We start from the raw sequence: 19,320 nt of genomic DNA, 5'->3' as shown, positions 1-19,320 counted from the left end.
AGGGGGAAAAAATGAGGCGAATGTGCCTGGTTGTCGTGGTTGCTTTGGGACTGGCTCTCAGTGGGATCGCGGCACCTGTGTACCCACAGCAGACTAAGGACAAAGACAAGTTTCTGGATAGATTGGAAACCCTGACTGTCTGGAAAATGATTGAAGCGTTGGACTTGGACAAGCCGACGTCCAACAAGGTCATGGAAATACGGAGCAAGTTCCTGGCGGAAAGGAAACGGCTGCAGAAGGACCTGAAAGACGATTTTCAAAGGCTGCGCCAATTGCTTCAGCAGCCCGCCAAATCAACCGACGAGGCCGAGCTTTCTCGAATCGTCACAGATGTGCGAGAAAAGCGAAAAAGGCTTTCTGAGCTGTATGATGCGCAGTACGACGAAGTGGCCAAGGTCCTGTCCGTTCGCCAACAGGCCCAATTGATCCTTTTCCTCAAGGAATTCCGCAAAGAAATCCATGCAATTCTTGACCGCCAGCCCGGCCCGCCAAGGGAGCCGGGTAAAGGGGGTGGCCTGCGGCAGCCTTTCGGACAGCCTCACTCGGGATCGGGCCCTCCGCCTGGGTCAGCCGGTCCCTCGGGCCGACTACAGGGTTCGGATGTCTTGTCAGATGGGGGCGAGGAATAAAGCCGGTCGGCATTTAAGGTGATAAACAGGTTTTCGGAATGGGGCTTCTTGGGGGCAAGGTTATTCCCTTGCGGTGGGATCTCGCGGTGGCTCGTAAGGATTATGAAGTGGCTTGAACGGAGTCTCCTTACCGTCTCGGGGGACGAACTTTCCGTCAAGAAGGGAAGCGCAACCGCTTAGTACAGGGAGCAATGCGCAGATAATCGCCAGGGCCAGCTTCAAAAGGCGCCGTCGGCCCGGCAGAATTGCCCGGCGAGTGGCTTCTGCCGCGGTTGCCTCGCACTGTTGTGTATCCAGATCTTTCATGGGCGTGTCATACCGATGCGCTTTCAAGAATATTAAACCGGCATCAGGTTTCTTCCCGCACTGACTTGGTTCCCGGGTCAGTGGCGCCCGACAACGTCGATGTTTCGCGGCTTTGGGTGCCACGGACCGGCGCAAGCAGGTCCGTGATTTTTCATTCAAGGATTCTACGTCTGCTTGTGCATTGGTATTACTGGCATAAAAGCGCATGGGTATTAGGTCCGTTTTGACGAAGTTCATGATTGGTGTGCTACCCTGTTAAAGCAAATAGGGACCATCTCTGATGGAGACAGTCCCTATCTATTGAGAGTCCGGTCGAATCGACCTTCCGCCCGCATTGCCCCAAATCTCCTGACAAAGAGTTCTCGGATAAGATTTGACCGGCAGGGCGAGTGGTCAACACCCGGCTGTCGTACCGTAGACACAGATTTTCTGACAATCCCGCCGGTTCTTGGAATCCGGCCGGTGCAAAGAAGCGGTGAGATCGGCAACCGCTATTTCTTAACAGTGTCCTTCAGGGCCTTGGCGGCCGTGAACTTGGGAACCTTGGTAGCAGGTATTTTGATCGGCTTACCTGTCCTGGGATTCACTCCTTGGCGAGCCTTCCGCTGAACCACGCTGAAACTGCCCAGGTCTGAAACCCTGATTTTCGATCCCTTCTTCAGGACGTCGTGAATCGCAGAGATCACTGAATCCAGCGCAGTCCCCGCAGCCTTCTTGGAAATCCCGGCTTGCTCCGCAATACGGGAAACCAGATCCGCTTTGGTCATCTTATTCCTCCTTTCACCAATGCCAATACATCAATACAGTTGAGAGCAAAATCCCCCCCCGGTTTATACCTGCTATCAAATTGGCTGTCAAGATATATCCGGCTGTTTCAACCGCACCGTTTGGCCGTTCTAGCGGGTTGACGCGGTCATTCCATTGCCCTATCCTCTCTTACAGAGAGGCATCATGGATTCCATACCGTTCCTGCACGCAGGCCAAGTATTCACGATCATCTATGAAGACGACCTTGCGTTCGCAGAGGTCAGAGGCATTTTGGACTATTTGCTGTCTCAGGAGGCCTTCAGCCTGCACGTTCAGCAGGCACGGAGGGAGTCATACCTGATTGACTTGGAAGATTCCTCGTTCCAGGTATGGGTTTCTGAAATGGATGTTGTTGTTCAGAAGCAGTGAACAAGTTGGGAAAGGCTTTTCCGGGACCCTGCGCGGCGCCTGAGATTCCGTACAGACCTCAACCCTCTCCACTGAGGTCAGCGATTCTGGCTTTAACAAAAGCAGCGTCCGGCGCCTCCGGAAACATTTTCAAATACTGTTTGTAAGCCTGGACCGCCTCCTTGTTCTTGTTCATCGCTTCATATATGCGTGCGACAGAGGCGTATGCCTCGCGGCGGTATGGCGAATTCGTGTCTTTGGCAAGGTCCTCGAAAAGCCGTTTGGCCTCTTCGTACTCCTTCAGAGCGAAGCGCGTGGTGGCGATGTGATAGAGCATCAGAGCCTCCAGACCGCTCTTTGCCAGGCTGGTGGACTGCGATCTGGTATAGCGCTCCAAAGCTCCCGCGTAGTCTTTCTTCTGGTAAAGGACATGACCGCTGTACAGCAGCGCCATCTCGCCGGAGGGGAAAGCGGGATATTCCTTGGCAATGGAATCAAAACGCTCAAAAAGAGCGTCAAGCTGTTCAGATGATGCCGGCGACGGTCCTCTCACCAGGGCTTCGTAATCTCCCGCTGCCTTTTCAAAGAGTTCGTGACCTCGCGCTTGCTGTTGCTTCTTGTAAGCAAAGAAGACCACCACCGCCACAACGCACGCCACGGCAACGATCGCGGCCATGCTCACCACACGTGGGTTTTCCCGAACAAATGTAATCACCTGGCCGGTAGTGGTCATAAATTCGTCAGGCTCTTTTAGAAGCTCTTTGCGTGTAACTTTTTTCTCGGCCACTATCTCACCTCACTGTTATCGGTTCATCCGCTCCGTGGCTCGGGCTGCAACTACGAGCAGGAGGCCGGCCGGCGGCGGATAGCAGGAAAATCTCTTGGTGATGCAGCCACCGGATCGCCATCGTCAGTTGGTCTCGGGCTGCTGCGCGGAGAAGTTTTGACCTCCAGCGGTTAACCGTTTATGGATAGCCCATTACAGGGTCCAAGTCAACGCAATCCTGCGCGTGTTTGTCACCGGTCAGGTACGCGGAAAATTGAAAGTTCTGCGCAGGCGACTCCAGTAGGACCGGCATCTGAAACTGTCTCAGAATCCCTCGGCGCGGAGAAATCGTGCTGCGCTGGGTGGCCCGGAGGCCACTGCCACCGGGTTCCGAAGGAACAGGAGGGGCCAGCTCATGAATACGGGATTGTTTTGACGCTGCTGCTGGAACGGCGCGCAGAAAATACACCTCTTGTCGCTTCGCGACCCGGACGCGTGGCGTCCGGGCCACCCAAGAGGGACAATTGCCGGCCCCCTAACACAATTCCGCCAATTGGATAAGTTTTGAGACAGTTTCTCCCTGCCGGCCCATGCTAATATCATCTGTTTGATCGCTCATTCCTATGAAACCGCCCCGAAGGCGACCGGCGAGATGGCGGCGGTTCCGGCGTTTTATAGTAGTTGCCAAAAATCTTAGCCCATTTTCAAGGACCAGATTTCGTCATTCCGGCGGAAGCCGGAATCCAGAAAGGACCGCACTGCTGGGCAAGCCAGCAGTGGCACCCAAAGTATGATCCTCAGTGCTGAATGTCACAGGAAAGGGACAGAAATTCTGGCAATCGCTATAATGCTTCGCTGTGGCGCTTTGCGCCATGGAAGTTGGTATGAGTCCAGACCCTATTTGATCGTTCATTCTACCCTGTAGACGTGAGAGATAACCTATTTTCGTGACCGCAAATCGCTTTAGAGGAAGCCCGGTGGCGTTGCAGGGGGCCGGACATTTTGTGGCGGTCAGCACCCGCGCGTGGGGCTAGTCTCTTTTCATGTTATGGGGGGTGTGATAGGCTTGCTCTAGCTATTCGGCATGGGAAGAAACTACGGCTTAATGAATCCTTCTCCTCTAACATATAGATCTTCCACACCATTTGAACAGGCTGTCGGGATTCTTGCTCAGGCTACCGAGAATGGAGGAATTTACGGCCTTCAAGGCTCCGCCCCATCCTTTGTGGTTTCTGCCGCAATCGCCAACGGCGCGCGATCCATGGTGGTTGTTTTACCGGACGGTGAGGCCGCGTCGGTTTTCTCGGAGGATGTGCGTTTCTACCTGGGTGAAGAAGAGACTACCGGCAGTCCTCTCGAAGATCGGGTCCTGTTTTATCCGTCCTCCGAGGTTCTGCCCTACTCCGCGGGCGGCTTCGAAACGGACGTGTGGACCGGGCGCATGACTACACTGTTCCGCCTTGCGGAAGGGACACCCCCCAAGGTCATCTGCATAGGTCTTGACGCTCTCATAAGGAAGGTCTTGCCTCGAAATGCCATTCAGCGAACAAGCTTTTCAATAGCCGTCGGGCAGGATTTGGATAGGGACAGACTGCTGGAGAGACTCGTTGCCGCCGGGTACTCCCGCGCTCCGCTTGTGGAAGATACAGGCGATTTTTCGGTACGAGGTTTCATTATAGACCTGTATCCACCGCTGTACCCCTTTCCGGTGCGTATCGAGCAGACAGGCGACCGGATAGAGTCAATCCGTTTCTTTGACCCGACCAATCAAAGGTCTCGCCAAAACCTGCGCGAGATTCAGGTCTGTCCGATCCACATGTTTATTCCTGACGAGGCGCACCTGACACAAGGTTTAGCGGAATTGCTGACGGCTTGCGAGGAACACGGGGTAGAAAAACGCGTTCGTCAAAGGCTCATGGACGATTTGAAGAATCGCCTTCGATTCCCCGGCGCGGAGTTCTATTTGCCTTATTTCTTCCCAAGAATGGAATCGGTGTTGGATTATCTTCCGCGAGACGCCACCTTGGTACTGCCGGATGCCGACACCCTTGGCCGCGCGTTTGAAGACCTCCAGGAAGAGATCTTTCGAGGGTGGGAATCCGCTGCCGCGGAAGGGTTGCCGGTCCCGCATTCCGAGAATTTGTACGTGTCACGAGAAGATTTCGTCTTAAAGGCCGGACAATTCAGAACAGTGACATTGTCACCACTGGAGCTTGAAGACAAGGGCTTGACCGCGGTCCGCGTACCATGTCATGCCAACACTGACCTTCGATCCGACCTCCTGAGAGCAAGGGCGTACGACACGGGAATGGCCAGACTTGTTAAGCGTCTGAATGAATGGCGGGAAGAAGGGAATGAGGTCTTTCTCGTCAGCCATACTCAAGGACAGGCTCACAGGCTCCTCAAGCTTCTGGAGCCGTATCCGTTAAACGTGGATTTCAGAGGCGGCTTCGAGGCATCCAACCTCATCCAAGACCCCACCCCTGGAATTCGGCTTCATGCCGGGCCCCTCTCGGCAGGGTTCCGAATGCAGCCTCTAGGCCGCATCGTGGTGACCGAGGAAGAGATCTTCGGCGCCAGGGTCAGGACTCCTCCCCGTAAGCACGCCAGGGGCTCGTTTATTGCTTCGTTAACCGACCTGGTGGAAGGCGAAGCCGTGGTGCATGAAGACTACGGAATCGGAATTTTCCGAGGATTGCTCCGCAAGGAATTCGACGGCGTTGCAGGCGAGGTCATGGTCATTGAGTATTCCGGAGGGGACATACTGTACCACCCTGTGGATCGCTTGCAGGTCATTCAGAAGTATGTCTCGGGTGCCGAGGAGCCGCCGCGAATAGACCGGCTGGGAGGCAAGGGTTGGGCGAAAACCAAAGCCAAGGTGAAGCAATCCATAAGGGAGATGGCAAAGGAGTTGCTCAATATTTACGCGAACCGGTCCGTGAGCAAACGGTCCCCTTATTCGATGCCGGACGAACACTTCGCAGCCTTGGAAGCGTCATTCGAATTTGAGGAGACGCCCGACCAGTTCAGAGCTATCCAGGATGTCATGGAATCTCTGGATTCAGACGTGCCCATGGATCGGCTGGTTTGCGGCGATGTGGGATACGGCAAGACCGAGGTTGCGATTCGAGCGGCGTTCAGGGCAATCATGGATGGCAAACAAGTGGCCGTACTGGTCCCCACCACGGTTCTCGCTCAACAGCATTATGATACATTCAACCGACGTTTCAGCGGGTGGCCCATTGTAGTGGAGGTGTTGTCCAGATTTCGTACGGCCGTGGCTCAAAAGGACGTTGTCAAAAACCTGAAAGAGGGAAAAGTCGATTTGATCGTGGGCACGCATCGACTCTTGCAGAAGGACGTGGTGTTCCGAGACCTCGGGCTGCTCGTTGTGGATGAAGAACAGCGTTTTGGGGTTGTCCACAAGGAGAAGATCAAAAAGTACAAAGCTCACGTGGATGTCCTCACTTTGACGGCCACGCCTATTCCCAGGACCCTCCATCTGTCTCTAACGGGGATTCGTGACCTGTCCGTTATCGAAACGCCGCCGACAAATCGGCAGTCCATACGAACCCATGTAATGAAGCAATCCGACGAGGTTATCCGCGAGGCGTTGCTCAGGGAACTCAACCGGGGGGGCCAGGCTTTTTATCTCCATAATAGAGTGGAAACTATTTATCGGCGGGCGGCGGGACTTCAGAGGCTGGTCCCCGAGGGCCGTTTCGGAGTCGCTCACGGGCAGATGATGGACCGGGACCTGGAACGGGTGATGTTGGAGTTCGTTTCCGGCAAGATCAACGTGTTAGTTTGCACGAGCATAATCGAATCCGGCCTGGACATTCCAAGGGCCAACACTATTATAATCGAGCGCGCGGACACCTTCGGACTGGCGGACCTGTATCAGCTGCGCGGTCGCGTCGGCCGATCTCACATGCGGGCGTACGCTTACCTGCTCACCCCCCCCGAGACCCTGATGACTCCGGATGCAGTTAAGCGCTTGGCTGTGATACAGGAATATTCCAACTTGGGGCAGGGCTTCAGAATAGCTATGAGGGACATGGAGATCCGCGGCGCGGGCAATATTCTCGGGACCTCGCAGTCAGGGCATGTGGCGCAGGTAGGCTATGAAATGTACCTCGATCTGCTGGAGCAAGCGGTCCAGGAGATAAAAGGGGACGCGCCGCCGCCACGAATAGACCCGGAAATCCACCTCAAACTGGAGGCCATCATTCCTGAGGATTACGTTCCCGATACGCAGCAGCGGATGAACCTGTACAAGAGGCTCTCCAGGGCTTCTCAGGGTTCCGAGATCGACGAGATCGAGGCTGAGATCTTCGACCTCTACGGCAAGCCCCTTAGGGAAGTCTCCCAACTAATCCAAATCATGAGGGTCAGATTGGCTATGAAGGAAGTGAGGGTCCTGAAGCTGGATTACAACGGTCAGGATCTGATTCTCGTCTTCGATGTTGAAACTCCTGTGAATCCGGCGGCCTTGGTGGCATGGGCTCAACAGGATCGCGGGGTAAGACTGCTCCCCGGTGATCGACTTGCCTACCGTATCGGAGACGTTGGCGCACAGCCCCGAATAGACAACTGCTTCCAACTCCTGGCAAGCCTCCAAAAGTTGGTTCATTCGGGTGGCTCGGCCTTGCCGGGGAATGTTTCTCTTCGCTAGAAAAGGAGAGAAGGCAACATGAACGTCAAAATATCATGCCTTTTCGTTTTCTTGCTCATGACGACCGGGTTGACCAACAGTCTCTATGCAGCCGCTTACAGCGACAGGATAGTCGCGGTGGTAAACAACGATGTCATCCTTGAGTCGGACTTGAAGAAGCAAAAACAACCATTTATGCGGAATGCTCTACGCCTCCCCCTCGGAATCGTCCCTCCCGGGAAATGGCCCACCGAGAAGGAGATCCTCGACGAACTCATCGTGGTACGTCTTCTTGAACAGGAGGCGGCAAAGAAGGGAATCAATGTCGACGAGAAAGGTGTAGACGCGTCCATTGATTCGATCAAAAAACGAAACAATCTCACGCAGGATCAGTTCTTGCTGTTCCTCGCCGGCAACGGCATCACGTACGATGACTATCGCAACATGCTCAAACGCCAGGTCAAACTTACCAGGCTGATCAGCAGCGAAGTCGTCCAGAAGGTCCCGATGAGCGAGGAAGACGCGCAGCAATACTTTAAAAAGAACAAAGACAAGATTGATGAGGAATTTCAAAAACTTCTCGAACCACAGGCCGGCCCCGCTCAGCAGGGGCAACAGGACAAGCCGGACATCCCCACTGAGGAAGAGATTTACACAGGCGGAACGCTTAGACTTCAACGCATAGTGTTGAAGATGCCGAGGGGCGGGAAGAAACAGGACCTTCAGAAACTGCAGAACACGGCGAGAGAGATTTACAAGCAAGCTATGACCGGCGCCGATTTTGGGAAACTCGCCCAAAAATACTCTCAGGAACCTCTGGCCAAGAAAGGCGGGGACCTGGGATACATGGAGTACAAAGACCTGGTACCCCAAATCCAAAAAGTGGTCCAGCGCATGAAGCCCGGCGCCATTACTCCTCCGCTCATGGGTGGTGAAGGACTCATGATGCTCTATTTGGCCGATGCCAAGAACAGAACCACCAAGACGATTCCCATTCCGAAAAAAGAACGGGAGGCAATGGAGAAGCAGTGGTTTGAGGCGAAAAAGAAGCGCGAGGCCGAGTTGAAAGAGAGAGCCACGAAAAGCGCCAAAGGCAACCCCAGGGAAGAAAACCCTGGAGAAATGGATGCCCCTTCGAGCGAAGCCGACAGGCCCAAAATGCCCTCGGGAATTCTCACACCCGCGGAAGAAAAAGAGTATCTCAAGGTACGAAAAAAAGTGATCTCTATATTGAGAAACGATAAGATACAGGGCCGAATGAAGGAATGGGTGGAAGAACTTAAGAAGAACTCCATAATAGAGGTCAAGCTCTGAACCGGCTCGGGAGTTCGGCGTTTTGTTTCAAGCTGCCCCCTGAAACGTCAGCCCTTCATGACGACCACTGTCCGCAAGGCAACCGATGCTTCTCGATTTCATAGCCTCTCGTATATCAAAGGATCTTGCTATAGACTTGGGCACGGCCAACACCTTGGTTTACGCTCGAGGGAAAGGCATAGTCCTCAACGAACCGTCGGTTGTAGCGGTTCGTAAGAGGGATAGGAGAACCTCAGAGATCTGGATCGGGGAGGAAGCCAAGAAAATGATCGGCCGTGTTCCTCAGTCGATCGAGGTTTTCCGCCCGCTCAGGGAAGGCGTCATCGCCAATTTTGAGATGGCCAGCCTCATGCTGAAGTTTTTTATCCAAAAGGTTCACAATCGTAAGGCTTTTGTTAAACCTCGGGTAATTATTACCGTGCCTTCGGGAGTAACTCCGGTGGAACGGCGGGCTGTGAGGGACTCCACGCTCAGCGCGGGGGCTCACGAGGTTTTCGTTGTAGAAGAAGCTATGGCCGCTGCCATGGGCGCCGGACTCCCCGTCACCGAACCGTTGAGCAACATGATCGTAGACATAGGCGGCGGGACCACGGAAGTAGCAATAATTTCGCTCACCGGGGTTGTTTACAGCAACTCCAGCAAGATAGCCGGAGACAAGCTGGACACGGACATCCTCAATTATATCAGGAAGAACTTCAGCATATTAATTGGGCCTTCTACTGCGGAACAGATTAAGATTCTTGTCGGCCGAGCTTTTCTTGATGACGAAGTGGAAGAGGTTGACGTCAAGGGCCGAGATCTGATGGACGGCATTCCCAAGACCATAACGATCACTTCTACGGATGTGACTCAGGCGATCATGGATTCGGTGAACTCGATGGTGGACTTGGTAAAACAGGCAATGGAGCAGTGCCCCCCCGAGCTTGCAGCCGACATAATCGACACCGGGATCGTGCTTACCGGTGGTGGAGCGCTCCTGAAGAACATGGATATGCGCGTCCGCCAGGAGATAGGGGTACCGGTGGTCGTGCCCGACGATCCTTTGTCTACCGTGGCCCGAGGAGCGGGGAAGATGCTCGACGATATCGATCTCTTGAGAGAAATCACCTATACTTGAGTCGGCACGGACCAGTCCGTCCGGAGCCTCATTTCTTTAGCTCGCCAAGGAAGTCGGCCAGAAGCATATTGAATACATCAGGCTTTTCCAGCATTGCCATATGCCCCGCCCCGGGAATCACAGCCAGCCTCGATCCGTTTATCGCGTCATGAAGGAACCTTGAATACTTGACGGGAGTAAGGCGATCATCCTCTCCCACCAAGATCCAGGTAGGCAACGAAATCCCTCCGACTCTTTCCATTACGTCAAATTCATTACACGCGCTCAGATCGGCATGGATCAGCTTTGCGGAAGTCTTGTGAAACTTTTCCCCGAGCCGCTCACGCAGCGCCTTGTTGGCTGACGGTGACAGGGTAAAGTCCGCCATTACCGCCATAGCCTTTTCCTCGTCCTGTAGCAGGCCGTCGAGAATGGCCGGATGCACCTTGAGCCTTGCTCCCGCGCCGACAAGACCGATCGCGGAAAGCCAAGGCGGTGGCGAGAGAGCTATCCACTGTGTGATTGCGCTTCCAAGCGAACAGCCCACTAATACGACTTTTTCCAATCCCATAGCCGCGATGAAATCGAGCACCCATTGCGCGTACGCGGGCACGGTACTCTCTCCAGGCGGTTCAGAAGACCCGTGACCCGGAAGCTCAAGCGCGATGATGGTCGCACATTCCGACAGCCCGTCCAGTTGCCCTCGCCAGTCCTCACGATCGCCGCCGGAACCGTGAATGAATACCACAGCCAGGGCCGACTTGTCGTAATTCGACGGCCTGACTTCGTATGCCAGCCGACGCCCTCGTATAGTTACATCGGGCATAACAACCTCCCCTATTTTCGTGCAAAAAACCTGTCAAGGAATCACTTCAGGCTGATGCCTCCGGGCACCATGACAACACCACCCGGCGAAATAGAAAAACGCTTTTGGTCCTGGTCAGGATCATATCCGATCACGAATCCGTCAGGGACGGCAACCTCCTGGTCAATGATGGCCTTTCGGATTTTAGCCCCGCGGCCTACTTGGACCCCATCCAGGAGCACTGATTTCTCCACCACACTGCCGTTACCCACGAAAACATTGTGGGACAGCACCGACTCGGTAACCGTACCCCCCGAGATCACACATCCACCGGATATGACTGAGTTCAGAGCCACGCCGCTTTGGAGGTGTTCGCCATCGTCGCCGAGACCTGACACGGTTTTTGCCGGAGGGACCTGCTGTTGATACGTGCGTATCGGCCACTTGTCATCATAGAGATTGCATTGCGGCGTGACCGAACAGAGATCCATGTTGGCTTCCCAGTACGCGTCCAGAGTTCCGATGTCCCGCCAGTAACGTCCCTCTTCGTTGTTCGCCTCTTTGAAATTGTGCACGTAAACCCTGTTCTTGTTCGCGATCATGGCAGGAACCACGTCCTTGCCGAAATCATGGTTCGATGAGGCATTCTTGGCATCACCGATCACCGCCTTCACCAGGGCGTCCGTATTGAAAATGTAAACACCCATCGAGGCAAACGCTTTGTCCGTCTTGCCCGGGACGTGTTTGGGATCCGCCGGCTTTTCTTCCCAGTCTATAATCCGAAACTGATCGTCGCTTCCGATAACCCCGAAAGCCCGCGCCTCCAACCGGCCAACTTCCACTCCCGCCACGGTGAGTTCGGCGTTTTTTTCCAAGTGATCCGACAGCATGTGGTTGTAATCCATCTTGTACACATGATCACCCGAAAGGATCAGCACTCGCTTGGGCCTTTCACGCTGGAGGAGGTAGACATTCTGGTAAATGCTGTCAGCGGTCCCGCGATACCAACGATCCACGTTTCGTTGCTGAGGCGGCACGCACTCTATAAATTCCCCCAGCTCATGATTGAAGACGCTCCACCCCAATCTGATATGGCGGTCAAGGGACAGCGAGCGGTACTGGGTCAGGACGTAGATGTTGCGAATATCCGAGTTCAGGCAATTAGAAAGCGTAAAGTCCACTATCCTGTAAATGCCTCCGAAGCGTACAGACGGCTTTGCCCGGGCCTTGGTCAGTGGATAGAGGCGCTCCCCCTTCCCTCCGGCCATCAGGATGCAGAGAGTATCCTTCATTTCCTTTGTGGTGCTCATTCCCCCAGCAACCTTTTAATTTCCTGTTTGAGTTTGGACGTATCCGATGATTTGACCACGTAGGCGTCCGCGCCCCATGTGGTGAAATCCTCTTTGTAGTGGCTGTATGCGGTATTCAAGATGACCGGGATCCCCTTGTCCCGGCCAAGTAGCTTTTCCAGCGTCTCGATGCCGTCCATCCCCGGCATCTGAATGTCCAGCACTATCAGGTCGGGAGGATTCTTCTCTACCGCGGTCAGGGCCTCTGTACCGGAATTGGCCAGGGTAACGTGATATCCTTCGTCTTCGAGTTCGCTCCTGTACAGCTCGCAGATATGCTTCTCATCATCAACCACAAGGATATGTTTCATCGTTTCCCTCTGGGGTTAAATTGTATGCTGATGAAAAAATGACACGCGTCGGCGGTCCGGGCCCCGGGCAACATTTCTTCGGGCTTCGTTCCTATACCGATTCGCGATGAAATAAATGACTTCGCGTGCCGGCAAAAGGCCTCCCCACTGAGAACACCACGCCTGGAGCGAGCCTGACTTCGCTCCGTAGGTCCGCCGCTTGCCTTATTATGACTAAAGTGAAACGGTATTAAAGGCTTACCGCCAACAGCCGCCCCGCGTTCGACCGTTTCGTTAGCGAGGGGCTATTATATCTAAATTATGGGCAGAGACAAAGCCCCGCATTTCCCCTGAGTAATCCCTCAATTATACCGATCCGCCTTCAAAGAAGTGACTTTAGCAATGGCCGGCAGGGACGCCGGCGCTACTTGTTTTCTGGCCCTGTTGGCAGGCTGCCCTCCCCACCCGTAACTGGGGGTTACCCTCTGAGTAATCCCTCAATTAGGCGGGGCGACTATCACTTTTCCGTCCTTGCCTGCAAGAGCAGGTCCGCGCTCCTTGGCTTCCATGTTCCCTGAAATTGCGAATCGGCACCGGGCATCCACAAGTCCGCCTTCCGTCGCATGCGTTGCTTGATCTTGGGGGCTTCCATTTCCATTGCTGTTTTTATGTCCGCACGGAGCCTCGAGGAAAACTCTTGCACAGCCAAATTAAGCGCACGAACTACCGCGCCCGCGGTTGCATCCCCGCTGGTCGTCTCCATCTTATAGGATTGAGTCATTAAAGCCTTCTGCCCTGCCCGCGGGGGATCAAAATCCGTCAAAGTCGCTTCCGCTTCGAGCGTGGCAAAGACCTTGCCGTCCCTTGCAGCCCCTTGAAGCCGCCGTACGGTGCCTTCAAGCGCGTACCGATAACGGGCGTTGCTTGTCTGGTCTACCACCTTCTCAAAAAGGCCGGAGCTTTCAATATCGCGCAGAACAAGTTCGGTGATCATGTCCGCGGGATTGTCTTTCCAGCGGTGAAGCGACATCGATTCCTCCGCTCCCTTTGAATTGGCCAGTACGAGGGAGTAAATGTCCACAGCCGGATCGAGGAGGAAGCGATACACCATCAACGTTTCAGGAATGGTTACGCCGGACTCTTTGGACGGGGGGGGATATTCAAAAGCATGATAGATGATGGCTTCGCGGGACTTAAGACTACACCCGCCGGCGAGCACGACCAGCCCGAAGATCATCGCTACGTGCAAGGAATTCAAGCAACAGTTCCTTAATCAGAAATTCATCCCGCGTGTGGCAGCTCGCATCAGCGCTTTGGAGCCGCCTTCTCCTCGGCCCCCCCAAAAAAACTGGGAAGGATGCTGGAAGGTTTGAGCTTTATGGTCCGCGTAAAGTCGATAAGGTTGTCCGCACTTCGATCAAGTTTTTGGCTCAAGAGATTGAGGTTGTTATCCTGCCTGCGGATAAGCCGGTCCGCGCTCCTGGCCGTCTGAGTGCTCTCCTGGAAGAAGTCGGAAGCCTTCTCCATTGTCCGGGTAAAGTTTCTCGAGGGCTGCGCGCGGGTCAATTCGTCATGGACTTTTCTGGCGGCTTCCTTGATTTCGCGCAACGCATCCGCCGTGTCGGTGCCCACCGTATCCACTTTGGGATCGGAAAGTATCTTGTCAAGCTTGGAGGCCACCCGGAGCATGTGGCCGGACATCGCTTCCACATCCACGGCATTCACCTTTTGGAAGAGCTTTTCCAACGCGGTCCCGATTTCGCGGATATCCGAGGGATAGGTGGCAATGACAGGATAACGAGGCTGAAAGTCCAGGGTCAGGGCCTCTTTCCTTTGTTCGGGCCGGAAGGTGTCCATTTCGATATACTTCAGGCCCGTCAACCCCAGAAGATTCATTTTCACTCCCAGGTCTTCCGTGACTTGAAAATTGCGGCTTAAACTCATTACAACTTCTATCAACCTGCCGTCGGGCGCCATGCGGATACCTCGCACCCTGCCTACGGGAACGCCTCTGAATTTGACCGTGCTGTCCGCTTCCAAACCCTGAACGCTCTCAGTGAAGTAGGCGACCGCCATCTTGGAATCCTCGAAGTATCGCGAGGCTCCCAGCCAGATGACTATCCCGGTCCCCAAGACCACGCTCGCCACCACAAAGAGACCGATCTTGAATTTATCCACTTGGCTGAACATGTTTTTCTCCGCGACCTAAAGGAAAAGCGCCTTCGCCCGCAAGGGAACTCGAAGTCCAGGTTGACACGCCTTCCGGTTTTCCGGATTTGGGGCCCGCGATCCTGTTTGTAGATCGCGTTTCTACTATTCCCCTTCGGGTGAACGATTAAAGAACCCCTGTACCCGTGGATCGGTCGAATGCTCCTTGAGTTCGGCCGGGATTCCTTCGGCAATGACGGTTTTTTCTTCGGCGTCCAGCATGATCACGCGCCGCGCCACGTTAAGAACACTGGCAATCTCATGAGTGACTATGACTATGGTGGCGCCCAGGCTCTCATTAATCCGCAGAATAGTTCGATCGAGCCCCGCGCTGGTTACCGGGTCCAGGCCCGCGGACGGTTCGTCGAAGAACAGGATCTTTGGATCAAGCGCCATGGCCCTGGCCAATGCGCCTCTCTTTTGCATCCCGCCGCTCAGTTCCGACGGAAGTAACCTCTCAGATCCGGCCAGTCCTACTTCAGCGAGCTTGAGAACGACGAGTTGTTCGATGATTCTTTCCGGCAGTTCCGTGTACTGCCGAAGCGGAAGGGCCACGTTTTCCGCCAGACTCATCGAAGTGAACAGAGCGCCCGACTGAAACAATACTCCGATTTTTCTCAGCACCCGCTCGGCCCCCCCTTGCGCGACCGGGATTACTTTATCCCCTTCGACCGCGACATAGCCACTCGTTGGTTCCAAGAGCCCGATCATGGCCTTGAACAATGTGGTTTTGCCGCAGCCGGACCTGCCGATAATGGCCAGAATTTCGCCGGACTCCACATCGAAGGAGACATCCTCGATGATGTTTTGGTCACCGTATCCGGCTGTGAGGTTCCTCACTGATATGACCGGCGAGGCCCCACCTGTGGGTGGTTGTGCTTCATTAGCCATTGGGGTGACGTCTGCCGCGTACATAACCATCACCACGGAACTCCTGGAAGATAGTGGAACAAGGCAGCAAAGAAAGCATCAGTGACCGTCAAAAGAAAAATGCAGGTCACTACGGCCGATGTGGTAGCCCGGCCCACATTCTCAGCCCCTCCCCGGACTTGAAATCCCCTGAGGCAGCCAATCATCGCTATCTCGATGCCGAACGTAAAGCTCTTCACCAATCCTTTCACCACGTCGCTGACTTCCAGAATTTTGTGTACCTGGTTGAAATAACTCAGTGGAGTCAGGTCCAGAGACACAACCGCCACGATGCAGCCCCCCACGACGCCCACCAGGTCCGCGAAAAGTGTAAGGCACGGGAGGACAAAAGCCACAGCTATGATCCTCGGGACCACGAGGTAACGAATGGGATCGATCGCCATTATGCGCAGCGCATCGATTTCCTCGTTGACTTGCATGGTGCCGATTTGAGCCGCATAAGCAGCTCCCGAGCGGCCGGAGACAATAAGGGCCGTCAAAAGCGGCCCCATTTCCAGGCAAATGGAAACACTTACGAGATCGGCCACAAAGATGTTGGCGCCGAACTTGCGGAGCTGAATCGCGGCCTGGAACGCCAGAATCGCGCCCTGTAGGAAGTTCAGAATGGTTACAATTGGAATCGCGTCGGAGCCGCTCCGCTCTATCAGTTTCCATAGGGGATCCCACTTAACCTGTCTTGGCCGAGCCAGGTCCTGGGCCGATGCCACCACCGCGGCCCCAATGAACGTGAGGATATCCACCGCGTTGTTATAAAATTTTAGAGCCCCATCGCCAATTTGGGTCAAAAGGCTTGGAGCGGGCCGAGGCCCCAGGATGCTTGCGGTTTGGTATTCCTCAAATCCGATGAGATCAAGAAAGGTCTGAATCCGCTTCGGAACGTGCTCGAGCTTTAGAGAATTGTCCAATTGTCTGCAAACGCTCTGAACCTCCATCAAAACTGCCGCGCCCGCGCTGTCGAAATACTCTACAGCCCCAAGGTCTATGACCACGTTCTTGAGTGGTTGAGATCTTACCTGTGCGACAAGCTCTTCCCGCACCAGTTCTGCATTTTGCATGGAAATTTTTCCGGAGAGCCTCAAATAGAGCCGATCGAAGGTTTTCTCATCGACCTTGATCGCGAAGTCCTGCGAGCCGGCATGTTCACCAGACAAAGCCTCTCCTGTCCCGGCGCCGGCGAGCGCATTGGCTCCTCCATGGCCTTTACTTCGGGGTCTCAACCTGTCAATCAGTCGCCGCACATAGCCTCCGGGGGGTTCGTCGCGCCGCCGTGAATTGGCCAAATCTCCTTTGAGCCCCTTGTATCGCAAATACAAACGTCAAGCAACCTGCAACTCTCCAGAAGCAGTTGCAAAATCTAAGATTTCTTGAAAGGGCCGCGGATGGGCCTTCCAGGGAGTCTATACCGGTTGCCAAGAGTAATGTCCGTTTGGCCATGAGAGGTTCAGTCCGGTTTTCATAACGTATCGAAAGAGCCTACTTTGTCGGACCGCTTTGACGCCTGTCGTTCCCGCGAAGGCGGGAACCCAGGAAATCCCGCGAGACGCGGGACTGGATTCCTGCCTTCGCAGGAATGACGGAATGGAGTGCCTGCAAATCGGACAAGAAATATGGCAACTGCTATATACCGGTTCTCGAAAGTAATCACGGATTGAATTGGGGTGCCACTGCTGGCTTGTCCAGCAGTGCGACTCCATTCGGAAAAAACTTTTGAGAATCACTATAAATGTGAAAAGACGAAGAAGTCCCCCATACCGCCCATGTTTGGCGATTGCTTTGGGCTTGCGCCCTCGCAATTGTTCCGTCGGTTTTTGTCAACCGTCAGATGCCGTACCGTGTGCAACCGGACGCTAATTCTGACAATCGCTATGATCCGTGGAGAAAAACTCGTCGATGGCCTGATGGTCTCGACTCAAGGGACTGTCGTGAAGGCTGGCTCGAAAGACCCGGCCATAAGGCTTGGTGAGGATACGAATATCAAGTATGCACAGGACCCCCCGGTCGGAACGGGTCCGGATCAACCTGCCAAGGCCTTGCTTGAGCGCCAAGACGGCCATCGGAACCTGAAAGGAGTAAAACGGGTCGCCACCTTGCCGGCGTATCCTTTCGGTCCTGGCCGCCACTATCGGGTCGTTCGGCGGAGAGAACGGGAGCCTATCTATTATGACACAGGACAGGGCTTCTCCTTGAACGTCCACCCCCTCCCAGAAGGATGACGTGGCAAACAGCACAGCTCCTTTGCGCTCCCTGAACTCGCTCAGAAGCTTGCCCTTGGGTCTGGAGCCCTGAAGCAGCAACGGAAACGGAACAACGCCTTCAAGCTTTCCATAGACGATTTCCATGTTCCGGTAGGACGTAAAGAGGACAAAGGCCCTCCCGTGCGTAGCCGCCAGCACCTCCTGGAGAATACCCGCCAGCGCGTCAGTGAATCCCGGAGCATTGGGCTCCGGGATCGAACGAGGAATATAGAGCATGGTCTGAGCAGCAAAATCGAACGGCGAATCCAGAATGGTCTCCGAGGGTTGGGGGTCTCCATCGAGACCCAGGCGCGATTTGAAGTAGTCGAAGGTACCTCCGGAAGAGAGAGTTGCCGAGGTAAATGCTATGGAAGGGACTTTCTCGTAAAGTCTGGATCTGAACATTCCTCCCACCTCCACCGGAGACGCGTGGAGCACTGGATTTCGATCCCGCCGTTCAACCCAGCAAGCATAGTCGCCTGTGGGTTGTTCCGTTATTATGGTTTCGAGTTCACCCCGCAAATCCACCGCTCGGTGGGTCAGGCCCTCCAATTCCTCTGAGACCTCGGGGAGGTTGGGTACCATGGACGCGAAAACCGCCAGGTTGGAGCAGAGGGCGTCGCGGATCTCGATAAGTTCGGCATCTATCAAATTCAAGACGTTGGTGGGTGTAGTGACATCCTGGAATTTTCTGAAAAGCCTGCGGATCAAATCCTCGCCGTCTGCCAATAGGGTCTGAAACTTTGCCGATTTGGGGCCTCGCGGTCCCAATTCGGTGCGCACGTCCCGGAAAAGCCTGGAGAGGCGATGATAGCTGACGTGAAAGCCAAAATGCTGGGTGGCCGCGTCCTCCAGGCCGTGGGCTTCGTCCGCAATTAAGGCTTCGTACCGAGGGATTACCTCGCCGAAGCCGGACTCCTTGACCGCGAGGTCCGATGCCAACAGATGGTGATTTACTATCATCAGATCCGCGGCCGCGGCTTTGGATCTCATTTTGTGAACAAAGCACTCGTCCCTGTCTGAACATGCCTTTCCGAGACAACTCTCGGAGGTGGAACAGATTTCCATCCAGACCGGATCGTCATCAGGCAGATTGTGCAGTTCCGCTCGGTCCCCTTGCCCTGTCTTGCGGGTATCTCGATACCATTTAAGGATCTGCTCCACTGACTGGGAGCCGACAAACCCCTGCAAGTGCGGCTGGCGAAGGTATGTTCGCATTCTCGCGTGGCAAACGAAATTTCCCCGCCCCTTTAGAAGGGCTGCTTTCAGCTCAGGAAAGATTCTCTCGCGGACGAATGGGATATCCTTGTAGAAGAGCTGTTCTTGAAGGTTTTTCGTTCCCGTGGATATGGCGACCTTTTTTCTGGAAAGCGAAGCCGCAACCAGATAGGCCAGAGTCTTGCCCGTCCCGGTGGGGGCTTCTATCACCAGGCGATCCTCTGAAACAAGGGCCTCGAATACCTCGATCGCCATTCGCACCTGTTGCTCGCGGTGTTCGTATCCTGTCATGGAAGAAGCCAGGATTCCGCTTGGTCCCAAGATTGCCCGGATTTTTTTGGCGTGGTCCATGGAGAAGGCTCTATC

General features: G+C 54.6%; 16 protein-coding genes. 5 read left to right on the top strand and 11 right to left on the bottom strand.

Features of this window, described 5'->3' with window-relative positions; genetic code table 11:
- Positions 1–11: 11 nt before the first annotated feature.
- The gene (locus HY913_11445) at positions 12–629 is read left to right on the top strand and encodes a hypothetical protein (GenBank protein ID MBI4963881.1); all 618 of its coding nucleotides are present in this window, start codon (positions 12–14) and stop codon (positions 627–629) included.
- A gap of 60 nt (positions 630–689) precedes the next feature.
- On the opposite strand, the gene HY913_11440 is transcribed toward HY913_11445, so the two are convergent.
- Together HY913_11440 and HY913_11435 are read right to left on the bottom strand one after the other, a co-directional pair.
- Positions 690–935 carry a hypothetical protein gene (locus tag HY913_11440; GenBank protein MBI4963880.1) on the bottom strand — a complete coding sequence of 82 codons (246 nt, stop codon included), beginning with the start codon at positions 933–935 and terminating at the stop codon, positions 690–692.
- Between the two features lie 491 nt (positions 936–1,426).
- Positions 1,427–1,702, bottom strand: coding sequence for an HU family DNA-binding protein (locus HY913_11435; GenBank protein MBI4963879.1), 276 nt, complete (start codon positions 1,700–1,702; stop codon positions 1,427–1,429).
- A gap of 184 nt (positions 1,703–1,886) precedes the next feature.
- Here HY913_11435 and HY913_11430 point away from each other — a divergent pair, with 184 nt between their 5' ends.
- Positions 1,887–2,111 (top strand): hypothetical protein, encoded by a 225-nt coding sequence (locus tag HY913_11430; GenBank protein MBI4963878.1) that lies wholly within the window; start codon positions 1,887–1,889, stop codon positions 2,109–2,111.
- A gap of 58 nt (positions 2,112–2,169) precedes the next feature.
- Here the strand turns inward: HY913_11430 and HY913_11425 are convergent, their stop codons facing one another.
- Positions 2,170–2,877, bottom strand: a complete 708-nt coding sequence (locus HY913_11425; protein ID MBI4963877.1) for a tetratricopeptide repeat protein — start codon at positions 2,875–2,877, stop codon at positions 2,170–2,172.
- A 1,084-nt stretch (positions 2,878–3,961) separates the two neighbouring features.
- On the opposite strand from HY913_11425, the gene mfd reads away from it, so the two are divergent.
- The 3 genes from mfd (at position 3,962) to HY913_11410 (ending at position 9,941) form a co-directional block, all read left to right on the top strand.
- A complete protein-coding gene (mfd, locus tag HY913_11420; protein ID MBI4963876.1) occupies positions 3,962–7,531 on the top strand; it encodes a transcription-repair coupling factor in 3,570 nt (1,189 codons plus the stop codon).
- A gap of 18 nt (positions 7,532–7,549) precedes the next feature.
- The gene (locus HY913_11415) at positions 7,550–8,824 is read left to right on the top strand and encodes a peptidylprolyl isomerase (protein MBI4963875.1); all 1,275 of its coding nucleotides are present in this window, start codon (positions 7,550–7,552) and stop codon (positions 8,822–8,824) included.
- Positions 8,825–8,909: 85 nt separating this feature from the next.
- Positions 8,910–9,941 (top strand): rod shape-determining protein, encoded by a 1,032-nt coding sequence (locus HY913_11410; protein MBI4963874.1) that lies wholly within the window; start codon positions 8,910–8,912, stop codon positions 9,939–9,941.
- A gap of 28 nt (positions 9,942–9,969) precedes the next feature.
- Here HY913_11410 and HY913_11405 read toward each other — a convergent pair whose 3' ends face one another.
- From HY913_11405 to HY913_11370, 8 genes are all read right to left on the bottom strand, one after another.
- Entirely contained in the window at positions 9,970–10,746 is a 777-nt protein-coding gene (locus HY913_11405) for an alpha/beta fold hydrolase (protein ID MBI4963873.1), read from the bottom strand.
- A gap of 41 nt (positions 10,747–10,787) precedes the next feature.
- On the bottom strand, positions 10,788–12,035 hold the full coding sequence (gene glgC / locus HY913_11400; protein ID MBI4963872.1) for a glucose-1-phosphate adenylyltransferase: 1,248 nt from the start codon (positions 12,033–12,035) through the stop codon (positions 10,788–10,790).
- Positions 12,032–12,385 carry a response regulator gene (locus HY913_11395; protein ID MBI4963871.1) on the bottom strand — a complete coding sequence of 118 codons (354 nt, stop codon included), beginning with the start codon at positions 12,383–12,385 and terminating at the stop codon, positions 12,032–12,034. The genes glgC and HY913_11395 overlap by 4 nt, the downstream gene beginning before the upstream one ends.
- A gap of 496 nt (positions 12,386–12,881) precedes the next feature.
- Positions 12,882–13,622, bottom strand: a complete 741-nt coding sequence (locus tag HY913_11390; protein ID MBI4963870.1) for a membrane integrity-associated transporter subunit PqiC — start codon at positions 13,620–13,622, stop codon at positions 12,882–12,884.
- A 47-nt stretch (positions 13,623–13,669) separates the two neighbouring features.
- Entirely contained in the window at positions 13,670–14,554 is an 885-nt protein-coding gene (locus HY913_11385; protein MBI4963869.1) for an MCE family protein, read from the bottom strand.
- Between the two features lie 123 nt (positions 14,555–14,677).
- Positions 14,678–15,463 (bottom strand): ATP-binding cassette domain-containing protein, encoded by a 786-nt coding sequence (locus HY913_11380; protein ID MBI4963868.1) that lies wholly within the window; start codon positions 15,461–15,463, stop codon positions 14,678–14,680.
- 29 nt (positions 15,464–15,492) lie between these two features.
- The gene (locus HY913_11375; GenBank protein ID MBI4963867.1) at positions 15,493–16,653 is read right to left on the bottom strand and encodes an MlaE family lipid ABC transporter permease subunit; all 1,161 of its coding nucleotides are present in this window, start codon (positions 16,651–16,653) and stop codon (positions 15,493–15,495) included.
- Between the two features lie 696 nt (positions 16,654–17,349).
- Positions 17,350–19,305, bottom strand: a complete 1,956-nt coding sequence (locus tag HY913_11370; protein MBI4963866.1) for an ATP-dependent DNA helicase — start codon at positions 19,303–19,305, stop codon at positions 17,350–17,352.
- Positions 19,306–19,320: the final 15 nt, after the last annotated feature.

The sequence above is a fragment of the Desulfomonile tiedjei genome (assembly GCA_016212925.1).
Taxonomy (GTDB): domain Bacteria; phylum Desulfobacterota; class Desulfomonilia; order Desulfomonilales; family Desulfomonilaceae; genus JACRDF01.
This window is presented reverse-complemented; position numbering and strand designations above follow the sequence as displayed.

Bases quoted from the DNA above. Each gene is read 5' to 3' on its own strand.
- HY913_11445 (MBI4963881.1), top strand. From the start codon at position 12: ATGAGGCGAATGTGCCTGGTTGTCGTGGTTGCTTTGGGACTGGCTCTC.
- HY913_11440 (MBI4963880.1), bottom strand. From the start codon at position 935: ATGAAAGATCTGGATACACAACAGTGCGAGGCAACCGCGGCAGAAGCC.
- HY913_11435 (MBI4963879.1), bottom strand. From the start codon at position 1,702: ATGACCAAAGCGGATCTGGTTTCCCGTATTGCGGAGCAAGCCGGGATT.
- HY913_11430 (MBI4963878.1), top strand. From the start codon at position 1,887: ATGGATTCCATACCGTTCCTGCACGCAGGCCAAGTATTCACGATCATC.
- mfd (MBI4963876.1), top strand. From the start codon at position 3,962: ATGAATCCTTCTCCTCTAACATATAGATCTTCCACACCATTTGAACAG.
- HY913_11415 (MBI4963875.1), top strand. From the start codon at position 7,550: ATGAACGTCAAAATATCATGCCTTTTCGTTTTCTTGCTCATGACGACC.
- HY913_11410 (MBI4963874.1), top strand. From the start codon at position 8,910: ATGCTTCTCGATTTCATAGCCTCTCGTATATCAAAGGATCTTGCTATA.
- HY913_11405 (MBI4963873.1), bottom strand. From the start codon at position 10,746: ATGCCCGATGTAACTATACGAGGGCGTCGGCTGGCATACGAAGTCAGG.
- glgC (MBI4963872.1), bottom strand. From the start codon at position 12,035: ATGAGCACCACAAAGGAAATGAAGGATACTCTCTGCATCCTGATGGCC.
- HY913_11395 (MBI4963871.1), bottom strand. From the start codon at position 12,385: ATGAAACATATCCTTGTGGTTGATGATGAGAAGCATATCTGCGAGCTG.
- HY913_11385 (MBI4963869.1), bottom strand. From the start codon at position 14,554: ATGTTCAGCCAAGTGGATAAATTCAAGATCGGTCTCTTTGTGGTGGCG.
- HY913_11380 (MBI4963868.1), bottom strand. From the start codon at position 15,463: ATGGCTAATGAAGCACAACCACCCACAGGTGGGGCCTCGCCGGTCATA.
- HY913_11370 (MBI4963866.1), bottom strand. From the start codon at position 19,305: ATGGACCACGCCAAAAAAATCCGGGCAATCTTGGGACCAAGCGGAATC.